This is a genomic window from Flavobacterium sp. GNP001, from assembly GCF_054343775.1.
The window spans coordinates 2,080,705-2,105,413 of sequence record NZ_JBTGUX010000001.1 but is presented as its reverse complement, the minus strand read 5'-3'; the positions used below and the strand labels follow the sequence as shown (position 1 = coordinate 2,105,413).

At 33.7% G+C, this 24,709-nt stretch carries 20 protein-coding genes and 3 tRNA genes; 14 read left to right on the top strand and 9 right to left on the bottom strand.

Annotated elements, in window-relative coordinates; genetic code table 11:
- The first annotated feature begins 47 nt into the window (after positions 1-47).
- From ACXX8U_RS08910 to ACXX8U_RS08890, 5 genes are all read left to right on the top strand, one after another.
- Positions 48-410, top strand: a complete 363-nt coding sequence (locus tag ACXX8U_RS08910) for a hypothetical protein (protein WP_458565544.1) — start codon at positions 48-50, stop codon at positions 408-410.
- 84 nt (positions 411-494) lie between these two features.
- On the top strand, positions 495-2,684 hold the full coding sequence (locus ACXX8U_RS08905) for an ATP-dependent DNA helicase (RefSeq protein ID WP_458565543.1): 2,190 nt from the start codon (positions 495-497) through the stop codon (positions 2,682-2,684).
- The gene (locus tag ACXX8U_RS08900; protein ID WP_458565542.1) at positions 2,674-4,179 is read left to right on the top strand and encodes a DUF7017 domain-containing protein; all 1,506 of its coding nucleotides are present in this window, start codon (positions 2,674-2,676) and stop codon (positions 4,177-4,179) included. The genes ACXX8U_RS08905 and ACXX8U_RS08900 overlap by 11 nt, the downstream gene beginning before the upstream one ends.
- 100 nt (positions 4,180-4,279) lie before the next feature.
- Positions 4,280-4,600 (top strand): hypothetical protein, encoded by a 321-nt coding sequence (locus tag ACXX8U_RS08895; RefSeq protein WP_458565541.1) that lies wholly within the window; start codon positions 4,280-4,282, stop codon positions 4,598-4,600.
- A 52-nt stretch (positions 4,601-4,652) separates the two neighbouring features.
- The gene (locus ACXX8U_RS08890) at positions 4,653-5,717 is read left to right on the top strand and encodes a hypothetical protein (RefSeq protein WP_458565540.1); all 1,065 of its coding nucleotides are present in this window, start codon (positions 4,653-4,655) and stop codon (positions 5,715-5,717) included.
- A 1,795-nt stretch (positions 5,718-7,512) separates the two neighbouring features.
- On the opposite strand, the gene ACXX8U_RS08885 is transcribed toward ACXX8U_RS08890, so the two are convergent.
- The 3 genes from ACXX8U_RS08885 to ACXX8U_RS08875 form a co-directional block, all read right to left on the bottom strand.
- Positions 7,513-7,595: transfer RNA gene (locus ACXX8U_RS08885), tRNA-Leu, on the bottom strand.
- 42 nt (positions 7,596-7,637) lie between these two features.
- Positions 7,638-7,710 (bottom strand) — tRNA-Lys (locus ACXX8U_RS08880).
- A 39-nt stretch (positions 7,711-7,749) separates the two neighbouring features.
- Positions 7,750-7,822: transfer RNA gene (locus ACXX8U_RS08875), tRNA-Lys, on the bottom strand.
- 127 nt (positions 7,823-7,949) lie between these two features.
- Between ACXX8U_RS08875 and ACXX8U_RS08870 the strand changes: the two genes are divergently transcribed.
- On the top strand, positions 7,950-8,468 hold the full coding sequence (locus tag ACXX8U_RS08870; protein WP_458565539.1) for a shikimate kinase: 519 nt from the start codon (positions 7,950-7,952) through the stop codon (positions 8,466-8,468).
- Here the strand turns inward: ACXX8U_RS08870 and ACXX8U_RS08865 are convergent.
- The gene (locus tag ACXX8U_RS08865; RefSeq protein WP_458565538.1) at positions 8,460-8,960 is read right to left on the bottom strand and encodes a phosphoribosyltransferase family protein; all 501 of its coding nucleotides are present in this window, start codon (positions 8,958-8,960) and stop codon (positions 8,460-8,462) included. The two genes, ACXX8U_RS08870 and ACXX8U_RS08865, sit on opposite strands and share 9 nt — an antisense overlap.
- Before the next feature lie 69 nt (positions 8,961-9,029).
- Positions 9,030-9,419 carry an RNA-binding S4 domain-containing protein gene (locus ACXX8U_RS08860; protein ID WP_306263198.1) on the bottom strand — a complete coding sequence of 130 codons (390 nt, stop codon included), beginning with the start codon at positions 9,417-9,419 and terminating at the stop codon, positions 9,030-9,032.
- Between the two features lie 80 nt (positions 9,420-9,499).
- Here ACXX8U_RS08860 and bamM point away from each other — a divergent pair, with 80 nt between their 5' ends.
- A complete protein-coding gene (gene bamM, locus ACXX8U_RS08855; RefSeq protein ID WP_458565537.1) occupies positions 9,500-10,492 on the top strand; it encodes a BamM family beta-barrel-assembly machinery protein in 993 nt (330 codons plus the stop codon).
- A gap of 70 nt (positions 10,493-10,562) precedes the next feature.
- Here bamM and ACXX8U_RS08850 read toward each other — a convergent pair whose 3' ends face one another.
- Both ACXX8U_RS08850 and ACXX8U_RS08845 read right to left on the bottom strand, forming a co-directional pair.
- Positions 10,563-11,516, bottom strand: a complete 954-nt coding sequence (locus ACXX8U_RS08850) for a transketolase family protein (protein WP_166137207.1) — start codon at positions 11,514-11,516, stop codon at positions 10,563-10,565.
- A 104-nt stretch (positions 11,517-11,620) separates the two neighbouring features.
- Entirely contained in the window at positions 11,621-12,475 is an 855-nt protein-coding gene (locus tag ACXX8U_RS08845) for a transketolase (protein WP_458565536.1), read from the bottom strand.
- 151 nt (positions 12,476-12,626) lie between these two features.
- Here ACXX8U_RS08845 and ACXX8U_RS08840 point away from each other — a divergent pair, with 151 nt between their 5' ends.
- Together ACXX8U_RS08840 and ACXX8U_RS08835 are read left to right on the top strand one after the other, a co-directional pair.
- Complete coding sequence (locus ACXX8U_RS08840; RefSeq protein WP_458565535.1) at positions 12,627-13,202, top strand: Crp/Fnr family transcriptional regulator; 576 nt, start codon at positions 12,627-12,629, stop codon at positions 13,200-13,202.
- A gap of 222 nt (positions 13,203-13,424) precedes the next feature.
- Entirely contained in the window at positions 13,425-14,519 is a 1,095-nt protein-coding gene (locus ACXX8U_RS08835) for an alkene reductase (RefSeq protein ID WP_458565534.1), read from the top strand.
- 117 nt (positions 14,520-14,636) lie between these two features.
- Here ACXX8U_RS08835 and ACXX8U_RS08830 read toward each other — a convergent pair whose 3' ends face one another.
- Positions 14,637-14,921 (bottom strand): rhodanese-like domain-containing protein, encoded by a 285-nt coding sequence (locus ACXX8U_RS08830; protein WP_458565533.1) that lies wholly within the window; start codon positions 14,919-14,921, stop codon positions 14,637-14,639.
- A 357-nt stretch (positions 14,922-15,278) separates the two neighbouring features.
- Between ACXX8U_RS08830 and ACXX8U_RS08825 the strand changes: the two genes are divergently transcribed.
- Positions 15,279-15,656, top strand: coding sequence for a hypothetical protein (locus tag ACXX8U_RS08825; RefSeq protein WP_458565532.1), 378 nt, complete (start codon positions 15,279-15,281; stop codon positions 15,654-15,656).
- A 197-nt stretch (positions 15,657-15,853) separates the two neighbouring features.
- Positions 15,854-16,708 carry an alpha/beta hydrolase gene (locus ACXX8U_RS08820; RefSeq protein ID WP_458565531.1) on the top strand — a complete coding sequence of 285 codons (855 nt, stop codon included), beginning with the start codon at positions 15,854-15,856 and terminating at the stop codon, positions 16,706-16,708.
- 53 nt (positions 16,709-16,761) lie between these two features.
- On the opposite strand, the gene ACXX8U_RS08815 is transcribed toward ACXX8U_RS08820, so the two are convergent.
- Positions 16,762-20,808: a chemotaxis protein CheB gene (locus ACXX8U_RS08815; protein ID WP_458565530.1), complete on the bottom strand. Its 4,047-nt coding sequence runs from the start codon at positions 20,806-20,808 to the stop codon at positions 16,762-16,764.
- Between the two features lie 624 nt (positions 20,809-21,432).
- Between ACXX8U_RS08815 and tgt the strand changes: the two genes are divergently transcribed.
- The 3 genes from tgt (at position 21,433) to ACXX8U_RS08800 (ending at position 24,605) form a co-directional block, all read left to right on the top strand.
- Positions 21,433-22,563 carry a tRNA guanosine(34) transglycosylase Tgt gene (gene tgt / locus ACXX8U_RS08810; protein ID WP_166137227.1) on the top strand — a complete coding sequence of 377 codons (1,131 nt, stop codon included), beginning with the start codon at positions 21,433-21,435 and terminating at the stop codon, positions 22,561-22,563.
- A gap of 76 nt (positions 22,564-22,639) precedes the next feature.
- On the top strand, positions 22,640-23,728 hold the full coding sequence (locus tag ACXX8U_RS08805) for an LptF/LptG family permease (protein WP_458565529.1): 1,089 nt from the start codon (positions 22,640-22,642) through the stop codon (positions 23,726-23,728).
- Entirely contained in the window at positions 23,715-24,605 is an 891-nt protein-coding gene (locus tag ACXX8U_RS08800) for a DMT family transporter (RefSeq protein WP_458565528.1), read from the top strand. The genes ACXX8U_RS08805 and ACXX8U_RS08800 overlap by 14 nt, the downstream gene beginning before the upstream one ends.
- Positions 24,606-24,709: the final 104 nt, after the last annotated feature.

Genomic DNA, 24,709 nt, shown 5'->3' with positions numbered 1-24,709 from the left:
ATTTCCCTACCATCTTTACATCAAAATTATAATACAAAATCGAAAACATGAAAGACTTACTAATTAAACTCCGACGACAATTAGCTGCAATGATTGAAGAAATTGACAACTATAATATCCCCTCAGATGATACTATATTTATCAAAAAAGAAGATCTAAAATGGATTAAATATTTAGGAAAATTAAATTCATATATTAATGTATTTGAATATAAACAAGAAGTGATATTTACTCTAAGAGTGTCTTCGTCCTATCCATATGATTATGAAATTTATAATAAATTAATGGATGGTACACTTGAAATATTAATTCTCAATAAACGTGAAGAAGAATATGTAGATTCTGGACATCTAATTAATTATACATTAGAGGATAAAAAAAACACTATACTACGTGATTTATATAATTGAGAAAAACAAACCCAAAACGAATAATTTTTTCTATGCGCTAATCCCGCACACATCTCTCCAATCTTTGCATCAAAATAATAAGACATGAGTATATTCAATCATTTCAGTCATCTAAACTTAAGTTCTGCACAAGAAACAGCTCTAACAAAATTGGAATCTTTTTTGGAAAGCCCTGTTCCGGTTTTTATGCTAAAAGGATATGCAGGTAGTGGTAAAACAACTATTCTTAAAGGATTGGTTGAATTCTTAAATGCCATTGAAAAAGACTTTTTATTAATGGCGCCCACAGGTAGAGCAGCAAAAGTAATACGAGAAAAAACAGGTCAAGAAGCTTTTACTATTCATAAATCAATATACAGTTATGAAGAAATGTTAGAAGTCGAAGAAGGTGATTCTTTTTTCTACAATTATAAACTCCGAAACAATACTGATGTATCGGGTAAAATATTTATTATTGATGAAGCTTCAATGCTATCAGATTCTAAAACTGAAGGAGAGTTTTTTCGCTTCGGCTCAGGGCATCTATTGAGTGATTTAATTACCTATTCAAGAATTAATAATGAAAATGCAAGAACCAAGATAATCTTTGTAGGTGATCCATTTCAGTTGCCTCCTGTAACCGATAATAGCTCAAAAGCGTTTGAACCACTGTACTTGAAAGAAAAGTTCAATCTTTCCTCTGAAGAAACAGAAATGAAAGAGGTAAAACGTCAAGGTAGTGAAAGTGGCATTTTAAAAGCAGCTGCCAAAATGCGCAAAAGTATATCTGCTGGTTTTTTCAACGATTTTGATTTACGTCCAAACGGTGCTGATATTGTAAATCCTTCATATGAAGCCTTTTTAGATACTTGGCAGTCAACAGCAAATCCTAAAATTATTATTGCTAGTAAAAACAAAACTTGTCTAAAACTCAATTTACAAATAAGAGAAAGAAGATTTGGAAATGCAAATTTACCTCTTCAAAAAAGTGACATAGTAATAATGGGAGGTAATAATTATAGAAAAGGAATTTTCAATGGTGAATTTGCTGTAATCAATGAAGTTAGTAATGAAATAGAAACTCGTACCATACCTTTAAAAGGAAAACCTCCAGTAACTTTAAATTGGAGAAATGTTGAATTAGTGTTTCCTGATTCCGATAGCAATAATAAAATAGTTAAAGGTAAAGTGTTGGAAAACTACCTTTATGGGGATAATTACTTAAAACCCGAAGAGACACAGGCATTATATGTTGATTTTAGGTTGAGACATGAAAACCTGAAACCTAAAACAGAAGAATTCAAAGAAGCTATTATACAAGATGAATACTTCAATGCTTTACTAATGAAATTTGGTTATGCGGTAACCTGTCACAAAGCACAAGGTGGTGAATGGGCTAATGTTTTTACAGTTTGGGATAATGATAACACAGAGGGTTTTAATTGTTTCTCAGACAATCAAAGAAGAGCAGGTAAATTAAATCAAAACTTCTACAGATGGGCATATACAGCGATTACAAGAGCATCTAGTACATTGTATGCTTTAAACCCGCCTTATTTCAATTCCTATTCTGCAATGGCATTCTTAGATGTTGAGGTATTAAATGCATTGAATGAAGTATCAGGATTTGACATTCAAGGAGAAGAACTAAGCATTGATGAAGAAATGCAAGAACAACTATCTCAGTTTAATCTATTTGAACAATCAGTACAACTGCAGGATCATTTTGTCAAAGTACGTGAAACTGTTAGAAAACAATACATTGAAATAATGGGTTGGGAAAAGAAAAATCTTGAAATTTGGTATTATTTTAAAAGGGAAAATCAAACTGCTGCCGTAAAAACCTGGACAAATAAAGAGGGTGTATTTAATGGTAAATACCAAAAATTAGTATCAAATACTAATAGTGAAGAACTTTATAGCGACATTGAAACATTACTAAAGAATTTACCCAATATTTCCATTAATAGAAAAACTGTAGAAACTATTATAAGTAAATTAGTATTTGATACTGAGATTGAAGAAATGTTACCATTTACTAAAAATTTATTTGATGATTTGAGTGTTGTATTAGAATCTAAGCAAATCAGTATTGATAAAATAAAACATCTGCAATACAAAGAAAGATATACATTCATGCGCAATCAAGAAGTAGCAGTTATGGATTATGAATACAATATGAAAGGTTTCTTTGGTCGAGTGGTTCCTATTCAAAAACAATCCAATAGCCCAAGATTAATTTCAGACATACAATCTGCACTACAAACTTTTAAAAAAGAAGATTATGCCAGCTAAAGAAATAAAAGAACTACGCCAATCCGGAAAATTGGAAGAAGCACTAACTATGGCTAAATCAGAATTAGAAGTTCAGCCAGACAATATATGGGCAAAAAGAAATATTAGCTGGGTGTATTATGATTATTTAAAGCAAAATGTAGCTTCAGTGGATGTAGATGGATTCATTTCCATTTTATCAGAGATAAAAAATCTGGAATTGCCTGTGGATGAAAAAATGCTTTTTGATAATCTAAGTTGGCAAATAGGTTCAATGGTTTTTAAAATTCTTGGTAGTGATAATTTACAACTTGCGAAATTAAAGCTAATGATTGAAATCAGTATGTCTTTTGAATATACTAAACCATCTGAAGGGTATAGTTTTTTGTTTAAAGCATTCCATAAAGCTTTAAAAATTGATAACACTTATATACAGTTTGCAGATTGGTGGAACTTTGAAAATTTCAGGGAAGTAGATTATCAAAAGGAAACTCTTCCTAACGGAAGAGAAATAATGTCGATTGTGGAGCAGGCTTATATCACTTATGCTAAACACTTGTTGCCAATACAACATCCGGATGGTGAAATTGTTTTTCACAAAGAAAAATCATTGGCTTTTATAGAAAAACTATCTGTTTTGGAAGAGAAACATAAAGAGTACCAATATCCGGCTTATTTCAAGGCTAAACTTTTATTAGCGGTAGGAGATCAAGATAATATGCTTGAATCACTTATACCCTTCGCAAAGAAAAAATGTAATGATTTTTGGGTATGGGAAATCTTGGCAGAAGCATTTTCAAGTGAACCAGAAAAAGTTTTTGCTTGTTATTGCAAAGCATTATCGTGTAAAAGTCCAGAAGAAATGCTTGTAGGGATAAGACAAAAAATGGCTCGTATTTTAATTTCTAAAAACAACTACAATGAGGCCAAAACGGAAATTGAATTATTGGTAAAAGTGAGAAATCAACATGCCTTTAAAATTCCAAATGAAGTCCTCAAATTTCAATCTCAGGAATGGTTTAAAAATGCATCGGTGCATATATCAAATACTGATTTTTACAAAAGGTATATACCTGAAGCAGAATCGCTTTTGTATTATGATATACCAGAAGAAATGCTAATTGTAGAATTTGTCAATACAGATAAAAAAATTCTGAATTTCATTGCTTCTGAATCAAAGTTTGGCTTTTTGAAATATGACAGGTTCTTTAGACAAGTTAAAATAGGAGAGACTTTGAAAGTAAGGTTTCAAGGTGGTAGTAATGAGGGTATGCATCAACTTTATACAGCAAGTAAAATTGAAGACACTTCTTTTAAAAAACAATTTTTAAAAGAAGTTGAAGGAAAAGTTCGTATTCAATCTGGTAAACCATTTGGCTTTTTAGAAGATGTTTTTATTCATCCATCTTTAGTAACTAAATTAAGATTACAAGATGGAATGATTTTTAAAGGCAATGCCATGAAATCGTATAATAAAGATAAAAAAATGTGGAGTTGGAAAATGATTGATAAGTAATTTGATGAAAATCTCAGCGAAGGAGCAATTTCTACTAAAACTTAAAAGTGCATCACCTTTGTTTGTTTCAAAGAACAAAATTGTAAAATAGATAGAAAAAATGGGAAATATAATAAAATCAAAATGCCAATCATGTGGTTTTTCAAATGAGTTCAGATTTGGTGGTGGCAGATTTAATTATCTAACCAATTGTCCAGTACCAGCAATTAATAAGGAAACCTTAGAGTTTGAAAACATAAATTATTTAGCAAGCAAAAATTCAGAAAAATATCTATTCTACACTGATGATGTTTTAAAAGGTGATAATCTCGATTATATCACTATCAATAACTTTGATTTAAAATTAAACATGGTCAATAATTATTGTCCTAATTGCAAGGAAAAAGCACTAGACTTTAGGATAATTATGTTTGTTGATTAAAACAAGTAATTACAATAACTCAAGATAAAGGAATTCTGAATTTTTAACATCAATGAAACCCGAACAAATAAGATTAATTCAAAAGCTTGCAGAAGTAAGCGAAGATGCCATGGTAAATAATGCTCCAGCAAGTCTTATTGATGCTATTTCAGAAATGAATTGCAAAGCCATAGAGTTAATTTTAGAGGACAAGATTACATATCAAGATACTACCAAAACTATTTTTCTTCAAAAATTGCAAGAAGTCTTCAAGGAATTCCAAAATAAGGACAATAAGCTACTTGCTTATGAGGGTAAATGTAATTCTGATGAATGTATCAATAAAAATAAAAAAGGAATTGCCTTTGTTGGCAATAAATCAGGTCGCTATATCAATTTTATAATAGAAGAAGACGAGGTTTGTTCTGTAAAAGGCATTTACAACTGTTCTGATTTTTACACAGATAAAAGAGTTATAGATGAAAATAAGAGACAATTAAATTTTATTATTTATGATGATGAAAAAGTAACTTTTGTTCCTTCAGCTTCATATGACTATTTAAAAAACAAATCAATCACTGCTCTGAATGAAATGAGGCAACTCAATGACAGTGAGATTTCAAAAGATCAAATAATCACTTGGATTAAGCGATATGAAGAATTATATGATGTTATCGATAGGATAAATAATTTTTACAAATATCATCATTCATTTTATTGGCTTTATGAGCATATCAATCAAATTTTTCAATTCTTAATGATCGAAAATGAAGCTAAAATAGCGATTGACGAATTTAAATCAATTACTCTTGACAACGAAATAGATCTATTAAAATGGTTAGTAAAACAGGAACATTTATATAATGATTTGATATTGTTGTTTGGTAACGTTGTATCTGTGGAAAGTTTAAAAACCGGCAAATGTGTTTTACATGAAGACTATACTGTTTACTTCAAAACAAGCATTTTACAAAACTGCATTGATTTGCAAGAGCTTTTAGATAAGTATTATTACGAAAAATTAAATAAATACAATACCCTTTCTCCAGCAGAACAACAAAATCAAACACCTTTTGATGATGATTACGAAGAAACTTCATCATTGAAGTATCATTTACAATTAAGAGGGATTGTCTAAATAAGATTTCATTCAGGTGCATTAAGCTATTCCTTGTTCGAAGAATGAATTAGAAAAAACCTTGAAATTTGAAAGAGTACATCAAAAAAATGTTACTTTAAAAATATGTTATATAAAAAAATTAGTTTACATACATATTGCCAATTCATACCTCTTCAATTTAATAAAATTTGAACTCAAATTGGTTAAGAGCAGATTGATAAGGGAAACTGAAACAGTGTGGTTAGCAAAAAAAATACTATCGGATAACGTGTTGGTGATGGAATATAGTTTTTTCGCGGGGTGGGGATCGCGGGAAAACGCAAACGCAAAGGGCAGGGGGGTGTAAGGCGTTAATGATGCCCAAGATTTTTACCTTTTTTCGGTCGGTGGCGCTGGAGCTATTTCGGTTTCTACTACTCGTACCTAATCTTTAGAGGAACCCTCGTTTCATTCGCAACTGCCTACTAACAAAGGAATTGTATTTAGTCAGTGTACTATTTTCCCAACATAGTCCCAACATTGAGCAAAACAAGGCGTCATACGTAGCGTATTTGGAAACGTTCGATACATTGGTCGGGAATATGGAAAGGAAACAAGGCTTAAATCGTTGAAATTGAATTGAGGTGGTAAAAACTGCTGAACGAACGACTGCGTTAGCGATTCGGAGTCTAACCATTCCATCGTCCTTAATTCTACAATATTGGTCGAATAACGAGTCCTTTTTTTTTAACCTTTGGCATTTATATATAATTTATAATTATTCCAACACGCTCGACAAAATGTGTGACTTTTTTTTGATGCTTATTTGTGGTCTAATTTTGACAGTCAATCGTTGTGTATTTTGATTGACGAAATAGAGATATTCAGCAGTAGTAGTTTTGTAGTTCAAAAAAAAAAAATAAGAACCCTAAGATTATATATATATTATAATCAAACCCCCAAAAAAAAAACACCCCAATTCTATTAATATACATAGTATGTTAATAGATATATATATATAACACTCGCTTCGCTCGAAAAAAAAAAAAAAAAAGAGCGTGATATGATGCCTACAAATAAAATCCTTTGCCTACGATGGGTGCAAATGCGTGTATTGCGATATTTCTTGTCGTCAACGGCACACTACATACTACATACCTTTCACCTAGCAATTAACCTCAAAGACAGAAAATAGCTTTGTTTTGTTAGTTTTTAGCCGTTTTTTAAGCTAAACACTATCAAAGTATCACCTAGTCAAAATTAAAGCTTTAAAAGCGGTATATTACGTTTGGTGTATTTTGTTATACTATACACTTACCAATTTATAAATATGTATAAAGATAAATTTAAAAGGTCGGTTTATTGAGGTCTAATGCTATCGGTGCATTTGCAATTAGGTTGAGAAAAATGTAATAAAGTGATTTCAGTTCAAGTTAATCGAATTGATAAGCTTTAAATCTAAAGTGTGTGCAAGCTATTATGTTGTAAAGGAACTTTCAAAGTAGTATTTGATAGATCTAAAAAAATGAAAATGGATAAATTGGAGCATGAATTCTAAAAGTGAACTAGTTAATCCAAGACGAAAAAATTACAAGAAGTAAGTTTGGAGGTACTTATTCCTTGACAAAGATACTTTAGAATGGAAATTTCACTTGCATGGTTAAACTAACTGTATAGAAAATGGCAAAACTTGGCAAAGCTCCAGAATATTGGGTTACTACTAGTAAAAAATATGAGAAATTAGGACCACTATGGTTGGCGGGAATATGCTGGGAAAAATTTATAAAAAAACCCCTTAAATCGTTGATTATAGGGGTTTTACATTTCAAAAACGTGACCACGGTGGGATTTGAACCCACACGCCCTTACGAGCACCACCCCCTCAAGATGGCAAGTCTACCGTTTCTCCACGTGGCCTAAAAAAAATAAAGGTCATTCGCCATGGCGAACAACCTTTTGTGACCCGACTGGGGCTCGAACCCAGGACCCCATCATTAAAAGTGATGTGCTCTACCAACTGAGCTATCGAGTCATTGCTTTCAAGGAAATTATGTGTTGATCACTAAATTTGTGACCCGACTGGGGCTCGAACCCAGGACCCCATCATTAAAAGTGATGTGCTCTACCAACTGAGCTATCGAGTCATATTCTTTCCTTGAATGCGGGTGCAAATATAAGAACTAATTTCGGATAATTGCAAGCGTTTTTATTATAAATTTGTCTTTTTTAAACAAAAAAACACAACACCTTAATTTGTAAGGTTTTATTAAGATGAAAAAAATCATATTATTAGGCTATATGGGCTGCGGGAAGTCTACTATTGCTAAAAAATTGTCAAAAAGTATTCAAGTCCCTTTTGTAGATTTAGATGAAATGATCGAAAAAAAGCTCAATTTATCTGTAAATGCTATTTTTGAAAAGCACGGAGAAATCTATTTTCGTAAAATAGAACACGAAGTTTTTGCCGATTTGATGCAATCAACAGAAGAAATGGTCATCGGTTTGGGCGGAGGAACGCCTTGTTATGCCAATAATCATGAATTTTTTAAAGGAGAAAACGTTTTTTCGATCTATTTGAAAGCTTCAATTGAGACTTTGTTTCAAAGATTGCATCAAAATAAAAGCAAACGACCACTTATAGCGAGTAAAAACGAAGAAGAAATGAGGGAATTTATAGCAAAACATTTGTTCGATAGAAGTTTTTACTATAATCAAGCACAGTATAAAATTGTGGTTGATGAAAAATCTATCGAACAAACGGTTGCCGAAATTATAGCCTTGTTAGCTTAAATACGCGTAGTTGTCGCCGTTTTCATCAAACACAACTTGTACATGCTCAAAAAGTGAGGTAGAAAGTGAGATACCTTTGAAATCGGCTTTTACAGGATATTTTTTGTGATTTCGATCGACTAATACCGCTGTTTTGAATTTTTTCAGTGGTACGTCTATAAAGTGTTTTACGGCATATATTAGTGTCGTACCTGAATTGAGTACATCATCTACCAAAACCAGTCCTTTGTTAGCGTATTGCTCTTGTGTTAATGAAGTTGTAATCGGAAGCTGTGGCTCTAGTTTGTTAATTTGCACTTCGCAGAGTGATACTTTGATAGGAGAAATGCTTTCAAGGACTGCTGTAATTTTTTTGGCAAAAGTAAAACCATTGCTTGCAATGCCAGCAATCACAATTTCTTGTTCATCTACAAAGGTTTCGTAGATTTGATAGGCAATTCGTTTTATTTTATGTTCTATTTCTTGGTTGTTCAAGATGATATTTTTGCTCATTATATAATGTTGTTGTTTAGCGGTTTTATGTTGTAAAAATGATTTTTTTATTTGATGAGAAATTATGGTTTAATCCTCTTCTTCATCGGTGATTATCTCGTTCCCAAATTCATCAATGTCACGACGGTCTTTTTTGGTTGGTCTACCAGTTCCGTTTTTACGGTAATGTTCCTTGGATAATTTCAGCAATTCTAAATGCTGAAAAGCTTCGGCAGGAGTATCGTTACGGCGGTACATATCGACTAATTTGGCACCTACACGATTTTCAGGAATGTCAAGAACGGTGATAATTTGCGTTATTTGATCTTTTCTAAAGGTAATTTTATCGGTAGGGAAAACTTCCTTGGAGGCTTTGGCTACTTGGCCATTAACGGTAATATGGTTTTTTTTACAGGCCTCCGTTACCATGTTTCTGGTTTTATAATAACGAACACACCATAAATATTTATCTATTCTCATAATTTTTCTAAAATCAGCGTTAAATTGTTTACAAAAATCAATCAATATTGTATCTTGCGCACTTAAAAAATTTAGCTATAATGAACAAATTTAAGTATTATTTTATTTTATTAATTACAACAGTCTCTTTATTTTCATGTTCAAAAGATGAAGTGGCGGCATTGACACCACCAAGAGAATATGCTGCACAATATAAGACTGAAAAAGCAGATATTGAGGAATACTTGAAAACGTATTATATCGAAGATTTGAATCCTGATGTAGTTACTAAAATTAGTAAAATACCTGCTGGTGGAACGCAAAGATCCATTTTTAGTTATTTAAATAATGCCTCATTTCCTAAGTTATTGATGAAAGAAATAAGCTTTCACGATATAAAATATGAAGTATACTACATGGTATTGCGTGAAGGAGTAGGGCAATCACCAACAAATACTGATGAGGTATTAGCTGCGTATAGCGGATCGTATTTGTCTAGAAAAAAAGTGGCAGATGTAGAAACCTTGGAGGCTACTTTTTTTGAAGCTTCAAACACTCCTCAAAGTTTTTTTAATTTAACTACTACTATTTCGGGTTGGGGATTGACTTTTCCCGAATTTAAAACAGGAAATTATTCATCAAACCCTGATGGAACGATTTCGTATTCTGATTTCGGAGCTGGGATTTTGTTTTTGCCTTCAGGTCTTGGGTATTACTCTCAAGGTAGCAATTCGATTCCTCCTTATGCGCCTTTGGTTTTTAGTATTAAGCTTTACGAAATTAATAGAATTGATAGCGATCTTGACGGTATTCCTAATTATTTAGAAGACTTAGATGGCGATGGTTATATGTACAATTATGCCAATACAACTAATTATCCTACTACTCCAGCAGATAATATTCGATATGCAGATGACACGGATAAAGATGGAATTCCAAATTTCCTAGATACTGACGATGATGGCGACGGCGTAAGTACAAGAACAGAAATTACAGTTAACGGAAAGCTTATTCCTTTTGCAGATATTCCAAGTTGCGATGGAAATATAACTGATCCAAACAGAGTTAAAAGACATTTGGTTAAATGTAACTAGAAGTTAAAAGACATAAAAAAACCAGATTGCTAAGGCAGTCTGGTTTTTTTTTATGAATAAATCGAAAAGATTATTTTCTTTTCATTACTCGTTCTACTGCTTCGATAATCGCTTGATCGTTCAGTTTGTATTTTTCCATTAATTGTTCTGGAGTTCCTGATTCACCAAAACTGTCATTTACAGCAACAAACTCTTGTGGAGCCGGACTGTTTAAAGCTAATACTCTAGAGATGCTTTCGCCAAGACCACCCAAAATATTGTGCTCTTCAGCGGTAACAATACATTTTGTTTTTGCTAAAGAATTCAAAATTGCTTCTTCATCTAATGGTTTGATGGTGTGAATGTTGATTACCTCTGCAGAAATTCCTTTTTCTTCTAGGGCTTCAGCAGCTTGCAACGCTTCCCAAACCAAATGTCCTGTAGCTACAATAGTCACATCAGATCCTTCTGTTAGTGTGATTGCTTTGCCAATTACGAAAGGTTCGTCAGCTGGCATAAAGTTAGGCACAACCGGACGACCAAAACGCAAATAAGCCGGTCCGTTATGATCTGCAAGTGCTAAAGTAGCCGCTTTGGTTTGGTTGTAATCACAAGTGTTAATTACGGTCATTCCAGGTAGCATTTTCATCAACCCGATATCTTCAAGGATTTGGTGTGTTGCACCGTCTTCTCCTAAAGTTAATCCAGCGTGAGAAGCACAAATTTTTACATTTTTCTCAGAATACGCTACTGATTGACGAATTTGATCGTATACTCTTCCAGTAGAAAAGTTAGCAAAAGTTCCAGTAAAAGGAATTTTTCCTCCTACGGTTAATCCTGCTGCAATTCCGATCATGTTAGCCTCTGCGATTCCGATTTGGAAAAAACGCTCTGGATGGTTTTTCTTAAAATCGTCAAATTTTAATGAACCAATTAAATCGGCACAAAGTGCTACCACATTTTCGTTTTTTTGACCTAATTCAGTCATTCCCGCTCCAAAACCCGAGCGCGTATCTTTACTTCCTGTATTTGTATATTTTTTCATTATTGCTTTTTAAAATTGAAAGATTAAAAAATTGAAAGATTAAAAAATTCTGAACTATTTCGCCATTGCGTAGATCAGAAATTAGCACCTCATAATTTTAATACTTAATAATCTAGGTTATCTCCGGTAGTATCGTTTTGTCCTAATGCAATTTCTAGTTGCGTATCATTAGGCGCTTTACCGTGCCAAGCATGACTGTACATCATGAAATCGACACCATTACCCATTTCTGTGTGCAACAATACGCAAACTGGTTTTCCTTTTCCAGTTCTTAATTTAGCATCGTTCATACCGGCAATAATAGCCTCGATATCGTTTCCATTTTTAATTTCTAAAACATCCCAATCAAAGGCTTCAAATTTAGCACGGATACTTCCCATAGCTAAAACTTCGTCAGTAGTTCCATCAATTTGTTTTCCGTTCAAATCGATTGCTGCAATTAAGTTATCTACTTTTTTAGCAGATGCATACATGATGGCTTCCCAGTTTTGACCTTCTTGTAACTCACCATCACCGTGAAGGGTGTAGATGATATGATTGTCACCATTCAATTTTTTAGCTTGAGCAGCACCAATTCCAACAGATAATCCTTGACCTAAAGAACCAGATGCAATACGAACACCAGGAAGATGGTCGTGTGTAGTTGGGTGACCTTGTAATCTAGAATTGATCAAACGGAAAGTAGCTAATTCAGCAACTGGAAAATAACCGCTGCGGGCCAATACACTGTACAATACAGGTGAGATATGACCATTAGAAAGAAAGAAAAGATCTTCACCTATTCCGTCCATTTCAAAACCTTTTTTGCGATCCATTATGTTTTGGTACAATACTACAAGAAATTCAGCACAACCTAATGAACCACCTGGGTGCCCTGAGTTGACTGCGTGTACCATGCGAAGAATATCTCTTCTAACTTGGATTGTTAAATCCTTTAATTGTTGTGTGTTTGGTTTCATTTGTGTGTTAAATTAGACTCGGCAAATATAATCAGATAATTTGATTAATATAAGGTTCCATTTTTAGATTTATCATTAGTTATCAAGGTTGAATTGTTATTAGTTGTAAATGCTACGCTACTGTTTTTACAGTATTTTGTAACTTGCAAACATGTTTGATCAATTGTTTAAAAGTATTCAAGAAAAAGTAGCTTTGAGTGAAGCAGAGCGCGAGTTGTGTAAAACTTATTTTGTGCCGAGGAAGGTGTTAAAAAAAGAAATGCTACAAGTTTCTGGCGGACTTTGTCAGTATAATTTTTTTGTTGAAAAAGGAGTACTTCGATCCTTTTATGTCGATGAAAAAGGCAATGAACACACGATGCAATTTGCAGTCGAAGGCTGGTGGATTACTGATTTAGCTAGTTTTTTAACTCAAAGCACTTCGATTTACACGATTCAGGCGCTTGAGGATTCAGAGGTATTACTGCTAACTTCAGTCACTCGTGAGGCTTTAATGGAGCAAGTGCCTTTATTTGAAAGATACCAGCGTTTGCTTTTGCAAAATGCCTACGTTGCCAATCAAGAGCGCATTAACAGTGTGCTGACCGCATCCGTAGAGGAGAAATACATTCAATTGCTACAGCGATATCCAAACATCGTTCAAAGAGTTCCGCAACACATGATTGCTTCTTATTTGGGTTGTACTCCAGCTACACTTAGTAGGGTTCGGAGAAAAATTAGCAGCTAAATTTTTTTATTTCAAACTTGTTTCTTGTCCTAGGTCAACGAAATGAGTTGTGGTTCTGATTTATCTTTGTGCCATAAAAAAAGGAAGATAGAACTTGTATTTAAACGGACTTGCATCAAGAAAATAATGTGTGTCTGTTTAATTTCTTCTCTTACTTACCGTTTTACTGCATGATTTGAATTTATGTAGTTGCGGTTTAAATTATCTAAAAAAATAAATCAAATGAGTAAATCAATTTTATTTCAGCCTTACACTTTAGGAAATAGTGTTTTAAAAAACAGAATGGTGATGGCACCTATGACTCGTAGTCGTTCAAATAACGAAGGAAACGTTCCTACAGCACTTACAGCAGAATATTATGCGCAAAGAGCAACAGCAGGTTTAATAGTTTCTGAGGGAACTTTTGTAAGTACCAAAGCAGTAGGTTTTATTAATGTACCAGGAATTTATAGTGAAGCGCAAACCGAAGGATGGAAGCTGGTTACCAAAGCGGTACACGAAAAAGGAGGGACTATTTTTGCACAATTGTGGCATACAGGTCGCATGTCGCACCCAGATTTGCATAACGGTGAATTACCTCACGCACCATCAGCGTTGAATCCTTTTGCGCAAGCGTATACTAAAGATGGTTTTCAAGATACCGTAGTGCCAAAAGAAATGACAATCGAAGACATCAAACAAACTGTGTTAGATTTCAAAAATGGAGCTAAAAATGCTATCGCTGCAGGATTTGATGGCGTAGAATTGCATGCTGCTAATGGCTATTTGTTACAACAATTTTTTAACGGTTATTCCAATCATCGTACTGATGAATACGGCGGATCTATTGAAAACAAATCAAAAATCCTTTTTGAGATTCTAGATGCTTTGAAAGAAGTTATCGATTATTCAAAAGTGGGAGTGCGTTTGAATCCATCCTTGCACAATGCGCAAGGAATAATGTTGGATGAAGAAACAATTCCGACCTACGAATATATTGTTAATAAACTGAACGATTACGGATTAGCGTATGTTCATTTAACGGAGCCTTTTACAGATGTATCTGAAGTGCCTTTTGCGGTAACTCAAGTAGCGAAACATTTTAGACCCTTGTACAAAGGAACTTTGATTATTAACAAAGGTTTCAATAAGGAAACAGGTATTAAAGTTTTGGAAGATGGTGATGCTGATTTGGTTGCTTATGGCGTTCCTTTTATTGCCAATCCTGATTTAGTAGCACGTTATGAAACGGACGCTCCTTTGAACACACCTGATCCAACCACATTTTACACCGATACGGTAAAGGGATATACTGATTATCCAGCTTTGAATGACTAAGTCGTTTTATACTTCAAAAATTTGATTGAGACGATTCAATATAGTACAAGAAAGCCCGCAAGTAGCGGGCTTTTTGCATTGTATAATTTCAATTGAAAGTAATTATCTTCATGGTTTTTACTCAGCTTGGGCTTGCATAAAATTCACATCCAGCCATGAACCTCCGTTATAACATTCAATTCCCTGCGAAGTGAGGAATACTTGTGCTTGACCGCTTCTGTTTCCAGAGGCACAAAATAATACTAATGGAGTTTTAAGTTCTTGAATTTCTTGTATTCTGTGTGGTATTTCTTGGAGCGGGATATTTAATGATCCTGCAACATGACCTCCAGTAAATTCTGCGTAAGAGCGAACGTCAATTAAGGTTCCTCTTTTTTCTTTAATAATTTGAGCTATTTCCATTGGGATTATTTTTGTTTCGAATCTAGATTTTATTGATACAAAAATAAAGCTTTATTAGATAATACTTTAGTCAAACAAAAAAGTAGCGTTTATTCTTTTGTATATTCAGCTTAATTTAATGCTCCTGTTGCTAATTTTCTGGTGAATTTTGTTTAAGCTTTTGTGTGTTCATTGTAAGTTTCTGATCAATTTTAAATTAGTTTGTATAAACCTATGAAACGCACAAATACTATATAGAGAGCATAAGACTTTGTTAAATACAACTTTATTAAAAATAGATGGGTTACCTTTATAAGAATACTAATAATCAGCAAAATACAGCTGATGCAAAAGGTGTTATAACTTAAACAAACAATCATGTCACAGAACAGCAAAAAGCAATTTGGAGTGTGGATGGGTTCCCATCACGCTTCCATTGTAGGAAGAGAAAATGTAGATTCCGGAGATTTTTTAGTACTAGGTCATGAAACCGTTGACGGACAAGGTTACAATACCAGCGAAAATGCCGCTAACAATGCCGAGAGAGATCAGCTGCGAAAACTATTTAAAAGCATTACCGCTCACATGCAAAACGTAGATGAATTGCACGTAACAGGAACAGGAACTGCTCAGGAGCAATTCATAAATTTTTTAAGTGAAACTCCACAGTACAAAAATGTAGTAGCTACTGAAAGCACTTCGAATAAAATGTCAGATCAAAGTTTAGTTGAGTACGTGACAGCGCAATTTAATTAATCTAAATGCTTCTTTTTTGATAATCATTTGATCATCAAAAGCTTCATTAAAAACGGTTGGTATCCTTGATATGGACCGTTTTTTTTGTGTTTTAAATCTACCAAAACTAAAAATGACTCTCAATCGAAAGGCCTATTTTAGAGACTTGCTAATGTCTATGAATTTTATAAATAGTATATTCGTAAAAAAAATACATGATGCGTTTGTTTAAAATCCCTACTGTTCTAATATCGGTTTTTCTGATAACGAGTTGTGCCTCTAAAAAGACTACTAATATCGTTTACCAACCAACTACGGTTGAAAACGCAAGCACAGCGCCCAAGCTCAACATTTTTGTTCCTCGAAAAGTAAATAAAGCAGGCGCTAAAGTTTTGATTTTTGTGCATGGTGGAAATTGGAATAGCGGGCGTAAGGAAACTTATAATTTACTAGGTCGTAATTTTGCTAAAAGAGGAATTATCACCGTTATACCAGATTATAGCTTGAGTCCTACGGTAAATTATGATGTCATGGCACAGCAAATTGCAACTGTCATTGAGTGGACTAAAAAGAATATTGGTCAATACAACGGTAATGCGAACCAAATTTTTGTAACCGGACATTCAGCAGGCGCACATCTCGGTGCCTTGGCGGTTATGAATCCTAAATATGGTGTACAAACTAATAGTGTTGCTGGAATTATTTTAAACGATGCGGCTGGATTAGATATGAAAAACTATCTCGAAAAATATCCTCCTACTAATCAGGATGATTATTTGGCAACTTGGACTTCCGATCCTGAGCAATGGAAAGCAGCTTCGCCAATTTACTATGTTAATGCCCAAACGCCGCCAGTTTTATTGTATGTTGGTACAAAAACCTATCCCTCTATTATTGAGGGAACACAACGTTTTGAGAAAGCTATCAAAGTTTTTCAGCCTGAGGTACAAACCATTCGTTTGAGGAAAAAGCATGTTCCTATGGTATTACAATATTTTAAACCTTGGAGCGCTAGATTTGAAGAAATGATTAGTTTTATGGAAGAAAATTCAAAAGAGCGTTCATCAAAATAGTTTGATAAACGCTCTTTAAATAGTATTAATTCTTTAGATAAGTAAATGTCTTTTTAAGCCATCCATTTCCCAAGTGTTTCAATTAATTTTTCTTTGGTAATGGGTTTTGGTATGTAATCTACAAATCCTATTTCAAGGCATTTATCCTTGTCTCCAGACATTGCATTGGCGGTTTGTGCAATTACTTTGGCTTCAGGTTTAATGTCAAGTAACATTCGGGTAGCTTGATAACCATCCAAAAGAGGCATTCTAATATCCATTAATACAATGGCAATATTGCTTTCTTTTTTGAAAATAGTTACTGCTTCTAGTCCGTTTTTTGCCCAGAGTACTTGTAGCGGAAACTCTTGAAGAATCGCTTTTAAATATAGTTGGTTGTTAATTTCATCCTCTACAACTAATATTTTTTTACCCTCAAAAATCGGGATAATGGAATCGAGATTGGTGTTTTTTGCCTTGGAATTACTTTTTATAGGACGGTATGGAATTTCGAAAGCAAAAGTACTTCCTTTGCCAAATTGAGATGTAACCACTATGTGTCCTCCTAATAAATGAACAATTCCTTTTGAAATGGTAAGACCTAAACCAGTACCGTCATACTTTATTTTAGAGTCGTGTTCTACTTGCTGAAAACGTTCAAAAATAAGGTCTAATTGATCTTGCGACATTCCAATTCCTGTATCTACTACAGTAAATACAATGGAATGATCATTTATTTGGTAACCAAATTCAATACTTCCTTCGTTAGTAAATTTGAGTGCGTTTCCAATCAAATTGGTAAGTACTTGTTTTAGTCGAGCACTATCAGTAGTGATTATTAATTCTTGGTTAGGGTTAAAAACTTTTTTAATTAACCTAATGTCATTTTTTTCTTTTTGATGCTGAATATTATTAAAAGTGATTTCTAATTCATTAAAAATTTTATTGATGTCGCAATTTTCTAATTCTATTTTTAATTCACCTGCCTCGATTTTTGCCAGGTCAATTATATCGTTTATTAGGTTTAGTAATTGGTTAGAACAACTTTCAACAATAGACACGTATTGATTTTTGGTTTCTTGATCTAAATCTTCACTGCCTAATAAAGAGGCGAAACCAACTAAGCCGTTAATTGGTGTTCGTATTTCGTGGCTCATATTGGCAAGAAACTGGTTTTTATAAATATTTGCAGTTTCTGCATTTTGAAGTGCGCTAAAAAGTTCTAATTCAATTTGTTTTTTGATGTTTATGTCAACTACAATACCTGACATAATGGTTTCATGATTATTTTTTAATACAATTTTCCCAATATCTTGAAACCATTGGTAATCACCATTATGATTTTTGATACGGTATTGGCAGTCGTAACTTTGCGTTTTACCTGCCAAATGATTTTGGAAAGCTTGAACAGTTTTAGCATAATCATCGGGATGGATAAGTCCTAGTAAATCATCGTGATTTTTAACATCATTAGGATTTAAACCAAGCATTTCAACCCATGATTTAGAAAAAAATAATCCATTTGGTGTTGATTTCAGTTCCCACCAAGCCATGTTTCCTGCTACTAAAGCTGTTTCTAATCGAGCTTCAATGGCATTGAGTTCTGATTTTACTTTTTTCAAGTTATTAATATCGACAAAGGTGATTACCACACCATCAATTTTTTTATCAGAGGTTATAAAAGGACTAATTCGTTTGAGATACCAGTTGCCTTTGAGATCTCTTACTTCTTTTTCAACATTGGTTAAATTATCTAATGCTGCCTTCGCATCTCTAAGAATTGATTTTTGAATGGCAGTATCAAACTCAGATGCAAAACTCATAACTGATCTACCAATATCGCTTTCTTCTAAATGAAATAAACGTTTTACTGCAGGTGTAAATTTTCTGATATTGAGTTGATTGTCAAGAAAAAGAGTGCCAATATCAGTGCTGTTTAACAAATTATTGATATCGTTGTTTAAATTCTCGAGTTCTTTGTTTTTCTCTTGAAATTCAGAGTTAACCGTGTATAATTCTTCGTTTACAGATTGTAATTCTTCGTTTGAACTTTGTAATTCCTCGTTAGAGGACATCAATTCTTCATTGGAACTTTGTAATTCCTCATTACTGGTTTCGAGTTCCTCAACTACATTTTGCAATTGGGCTCTGTTCTCTTTCAAATCAAGCTCTAAGTCTTCAATGCGTTGTTTTGAAAAATTGGAGACATCTTCATTTGATAAAACAATCTTTTCTTCAGATTGATTGTAAGTACCCATATCAAATTGCACCATATAAACATTGTCTGTTGTATCGGTGCTGTTGACAGATTCAAAATATAAATCGGTTGTTATTTTGTCTTCCTTAATATCATATACCAAATTTTTAATGCTCAATGAATTATTTGTTTCAATGACTCTTCTAATTCCGTTGCGGATGATAGTAGCTAGTTCAGGCTCGACCATTTGTAAAAGATTATTAGAAAATAGTCCATCTGTTTGACGAAACCATTTTTTAAATTCGCCTAGAATGAATTGAACATTAAATTCTTTATCAACAAATACAGTAACTGGCGAATGTTTTTTGCTGAGGTATTTGTAGTAAAAAAGTTCGTTTTGCTTTTTGCTTGTCACAATTTGGTTGTTTTGACTCACGAGATATTGTGCGGTTCCTGCGCTAATATTGTATAAATTTTCATCACCGTTATCCTCACGGGTGAGTCTTTTATTCTCGAACATACTCTGGAAAATTTTATTTTTTTGGTCGTGAACCGCAAATAAATTACTTAAAGTTCCTAGTGATTCACTGCTGCCAAGGAATAAAAAAGCATCTTTATTTAAAGCAAATTGAAAACTAGATAAAACGGTTTTTTGTGTGGTTGTAGAAAAGTAAATGAGTAAATTTCGACATGAAATTAAATCTACTTTAATGAAGGGTGGATCTTTGATAACATCGTGATACGAGAAAACAATTTTTTCCCGAATACGTTTTATGATTTGAATTTTTTCTCCTGTTTTTACAAAATAGTCTTGTAAATAATCCTTTTTAATTTCAGTACTATTATTTACTGAGTACGATCCTAAACTAGCTCTTCGTAGGGCTTTGCGGTCTATGTCTGTTGCAAAAATTTTATAATCAATAGTGAGTTTGTTGGTCCTTATGTAGTCTTCAATCAATATGGCTATCGAATATACTTCTTCGCCACTAGAACAAGCGGGAATCCAAATTCGGATATTATTTTGATGGTTTGTACGATTGCAAATTGCGGGTATTACAGATTTTTCTAAGATTTCAAAAGCTTCACTATCTCTAAAAAAGCAGGTGACACCTATTAAAAATTCTTGGTTAATTGCGGTTATCTCCTCGGTATTTGCTCGAAGAAACTTTAGGTACTCTTCAAATGAGCTTAAGTTATGTAAGTTCATTCGTCGTTCTAAGCGACGCAATAAGGTATTGACTTTGTATTTTTTAAAATTTACTCCGGTGTGTTTGTAAATAACAGAGAGGATTTCTTGAAAAACGGTTTCATTTTTTTCATAAATATCTTTTTGAATAGAACCAATTTTATTGCTTTGGGTAAATTGAACTACTTTTTGTGCTAATTCTTGAGGTGGCAAAATAAAATCAGCGAGATTAGTTAGAATGGCCGAATTAGGCATTCCGTCAAATTGTGCAGATCCTGGTTCTTGAACTAATATGGTTCCGCCAGCTTCTTTGATCGTTTTAATGCCGCGCGAACCGTCTGATCCCGTACCAGATAAAATAACGCCTATTGCTTTCTCTCGATAGGATTCACCAAGCATATGAAAAAGAATGTCAATGGGTAAATTCAAATGGTTTTTAGGAGCTTTGTCAAGCAGGATGAATTTATTATTTTCAATTCCAATATTTTTATTTCGTTGATTAAGGTAAATGCAGTTGGGTTTAATTTCTTGCCCATCTTCGGCAGTGTAAATGTTTAAACCAGTATGTTTAGCCAACAACTCAGGCATTAAACTTTTAAAATCCGGAGACAAATGCTGAATGATAATATAAGCTACATTATCGCTTTGTGGTATGTTGTCAAAAAAATGCTGAACCGCATCTAATCCTCCTGCAGATGCTCCTACACCTACGACATAAAAATCGTTTTCTTGCTTCATAAATTCAAGTTATCCAATGGAATATCTAATAAATATTGTTTTGTTCAGTTGTTTATTATGGATATGTATAATAGCGTTACAACACAAAACTACTTCCAAATTTACTATTAATTGTTTAATATTTTACTTTGCAGTTTTTATTTTGTTAAAATTGCGTTTTTAAAAAATAGTTTACGGTTTGTTTTATGGTATGAAATTGCAATTAGTTTGCAATAAGATTTTTTGTTTTACTGTAAATTTTTTTGTCGAGTTAGTTCAACTAATATTTTGATTGGGTTGTGCAAGACAGTTTTTTTGCGCGAGGGATAGCAGTGGAAATCCTTTTTTAGAGAACAGCGACTAGCTGTGTACTAAAAAAGATTGCAACGAATAGCCCGACCCAAATGCAACGCTAGTGAAATGGGGTCGCGCCCAAATAAATGAGGTGTTGGTTAATCGTGTAGCCAATAAAAGGAGTGCGTAAATGGACTGAAATATTTTTTTGATGTGGATTTCTATTTAACCTATCTTTGCCAGCCGAACAAACGGGTGAAATAGGTTCGCACGAAAGGCGTTACGCAGGCTGATTTTGTTAAAGAAAGTCTTTGTGAAAAGTTTAGGCGACTGAAAAAATAGAAGTACCAGATGAAATTTGATTTATTAAAAAAAGATCCGCTATCGAAAGCTAGAGCGGGAAGTATAACTACTGATCATGGGGTGATTGAGACCCCAATTTTTATGCCTGTAGGTACCGTAGCCTCTGTAAAAGGAGTGCATCAACGTGAATTAAAAAACGATATCAACCCAGATATTATCCTAGGGAATACCTATCACTTATACTTGCGTCCGCAGACTGAAATTCTCGAAAAAGCAGGCGGATTGCATAAATTCATGAATTGGGACCGTAATATTTTGACCGATTCAGGCGGATACCAAGTCTATTCACTTTCAGCAAATCGTAAAATTAAAGAAGAGGGTGTGAAGTTTAAATCGCATATTGACGGTTCGTACCACTTTTTTACTCCAGAGAATGTAATGGAAATTCAGCGTACCATTGGTGCTGATATTATCATGGCTTTTGATGAATGTACGCCTTATCCTTGCGATTACCGCTACGCGCAACGCTCTATGAAAATGACGCACAGGTGGTTGGATAGATGTATCAGTCATTTGGATAAATTACCTTTTAAATACGGGTATGAGCAAACTTTTTTCCCAATTGTTCAAGGTAGTACGTACAAAGACTTACGCATGCAATCGGCGGAGTATATTGCCAATTCAAATCAGCAAGGAAATGCTATTGGAGGTTTATCAGTAGGGGAACCTGCTGAGGAAATGTATGCCATGACCGAAGTAGTTTGCGAAATTTTACCAGAAGACAAACCAAGATATTTAATGGGAGTTGGAACGCCAATTAATATTCTAGAAAATATTGCGTTAGGTGTTGATATGTTCGACTGTGTGATGCCTACTCGTAACGCCAGAAACGGAATGTTGTTTACAGCCAACGGTACCATCAATATTAAAAATAAAAAATGGGAAGCTGATTTTTCGCCACTTGACGAAATGGGAATCACTTTCGTAGATACTGAGTATACCAAAGCGTATTTGCGCCATTTGTTTGCTGCCAATGAATACTTGGGTAAACAAATTGCTACAATACACAACCTTGGTTTTTATATGTGGTTGGTTCGTGAGGCTAGAAAGCATATTTTAGCTGGCGATTTCAAGCCATGGAAAGAAATGATGGTAAAAAACATGAGTCAACGTTTGTAAAAAAAATGTTTAAGGTTTCAAGTTTAACGTTCTAGCGCTGACTTTAAACCTGAAACTTTAAACTTTAAACAAAAACATGCTTACAATAATAGACAAGTACATCCTGAAAAGATATTTGGCCACGTTTGTGGTCATGTTATTGTTGTTTATCCCAATCGGAATCGTGGTTGACGTATCTGAAAAGATTAATAAGTTACTCGAAAACAAAGTTCCTTTTGCAGAAATAGCCTTGTACTATTATAATTTTACAGTGTACTTTGCTAATTCGCTGTTTCCTATCTTTTTGTTTTTGTCGGTGATTTGGTTTACTTCGAAACTGGCCAATGATACTGAGATTATAGCTATTTTGAGTTCCGGAATTTCATTTACTCGTTTTTTACGACCGTATTTGATCGGAGCTTCTATCGTTTCGGTTTTTGTTTTGTTGATGGGTTTTTATGTAGTGCCATCAGCAAGTGAGGGGTTTAATAATTTTAGGTACACTTATTTAAAAGGAAATGGTAAAGAAGCCATGCGTGGTGACAATACGGATGTTTATCGCCAATTAAATGACAATGAGTTTATTTATGTAAACAGTTTTAATACAGAAACTAAAACAGCCTATAGTTTTACTTTAGAGAAATTCAAGAATGATAAGTTGCAGCATAAAATAACTGCTACTCGAATCACTTGGAACCCAAAAGACAGTACCTACACATTATACGATTATACTAAAAGAACGGTAGGCAAATTAAGTGATGTTATTGTGAAGTTACCTGAAAAAAAAGCAACTTTTGCATTTGATTTAGAAGATTTAACTCCTGTTGTTTATATTGCAGAGACCTTAAATTTGGGTAAATTGAATGCTTTTATTGCAAAAGAACGGGAACGTGGCTCATCGAACATCAATGTGTATTTGGTGGTGTTGTACAAAAAATATAGTATTCCAGTTTCAGCTTTTATCCTAACCATTATCGCGGTTGCAGTTTCGTCAATGAAACGTAGGGGCGGTATGGGAACCAATTTGGCTATTGGAATTGCGTTGGCATTTGCCTTTGTGTTTTTTGATAAAATATTTGGTGTACTCGCTGAAAAATCGAGTATACCGCCTTTATTAGCCGTTTGGTTGCCAAATATTGCTTTTGGAATTTTAGCCATTTACTTATTACGAAATGCAAAACGATAATTTAAAAAGTTACTTAAACCTTCATTTAATTGTATTTATTTGGGGTTTTACGGCCATTTTAGGCGCATTGATTACCATTCAATCGGATGCTTTAGTTTGGTTCAGAATGTTTTTTGCAGGATTGTTTTTGGCACTTTTTATTGTAGCTACCAAAAAATCGTTTCGGGTACCTTTACGATCTTTCTTCAAACTACTTTTTGTTGGATTGCTAATAGCCTTGCATTGGATTTTATTTTTTCAAGCTATAAAAGTTTCAAACGTGTCCATTACGCTTTCTGTATTTTCTTTGGGAGCCTTTTTTGCCTCCTTACTAGAACCGCTTTTTTATGGGCGTAAAGTTCTCTGGTACGAGGTGTTTTTTGGACTAATAATTATCGCCGGTTTGGCTTTAATCATGCAAGTTGAGGTAAATTACATCAACGGAATGTTGTTTGCTTTAGCTTCAATTGTATTGGGCGTTTTATTTACTTTGATGAACGGAAAGTTAATTGCCAAGCACGATCCCGCTGTAATTTCGTTTTATGAATTTATAGCTGGCGTTTTCTTTATTTCTATCTATTTGTTGTACCAAGGCGTTTTTACAGCTGACTTTTTTACGTTAACCGCTAAAAATTGGGTGCTAATTTTAGTTTTGGCTTCAGTTTGTACTGCCTATGCTTTTACAGCTTCGGTCAAAGTAATGCAAAAACTTACTCCTTACACGGTTATGTTAACCACTAATTTAGAGCCTGTGTACGGAATTGTCTTAGCCTACTTTATCTTGGGCGGAAAAGAAAAAATGAGTTTCGAGTTTTATGTTGGTGCGGTGATTATAGTGCTTACCGTATTGTTAAATGGGGTAATCAAACATTATCAAAAAGCAAAATTTAAGGAATAGAAACTCGTTCAAATCATTCAAAAAAATATACATTAACACAATAATTACCTTTTCGAACGATTTAAAATTTTATATTTGCGGTTCGAAATAAAAACAAAAACGCA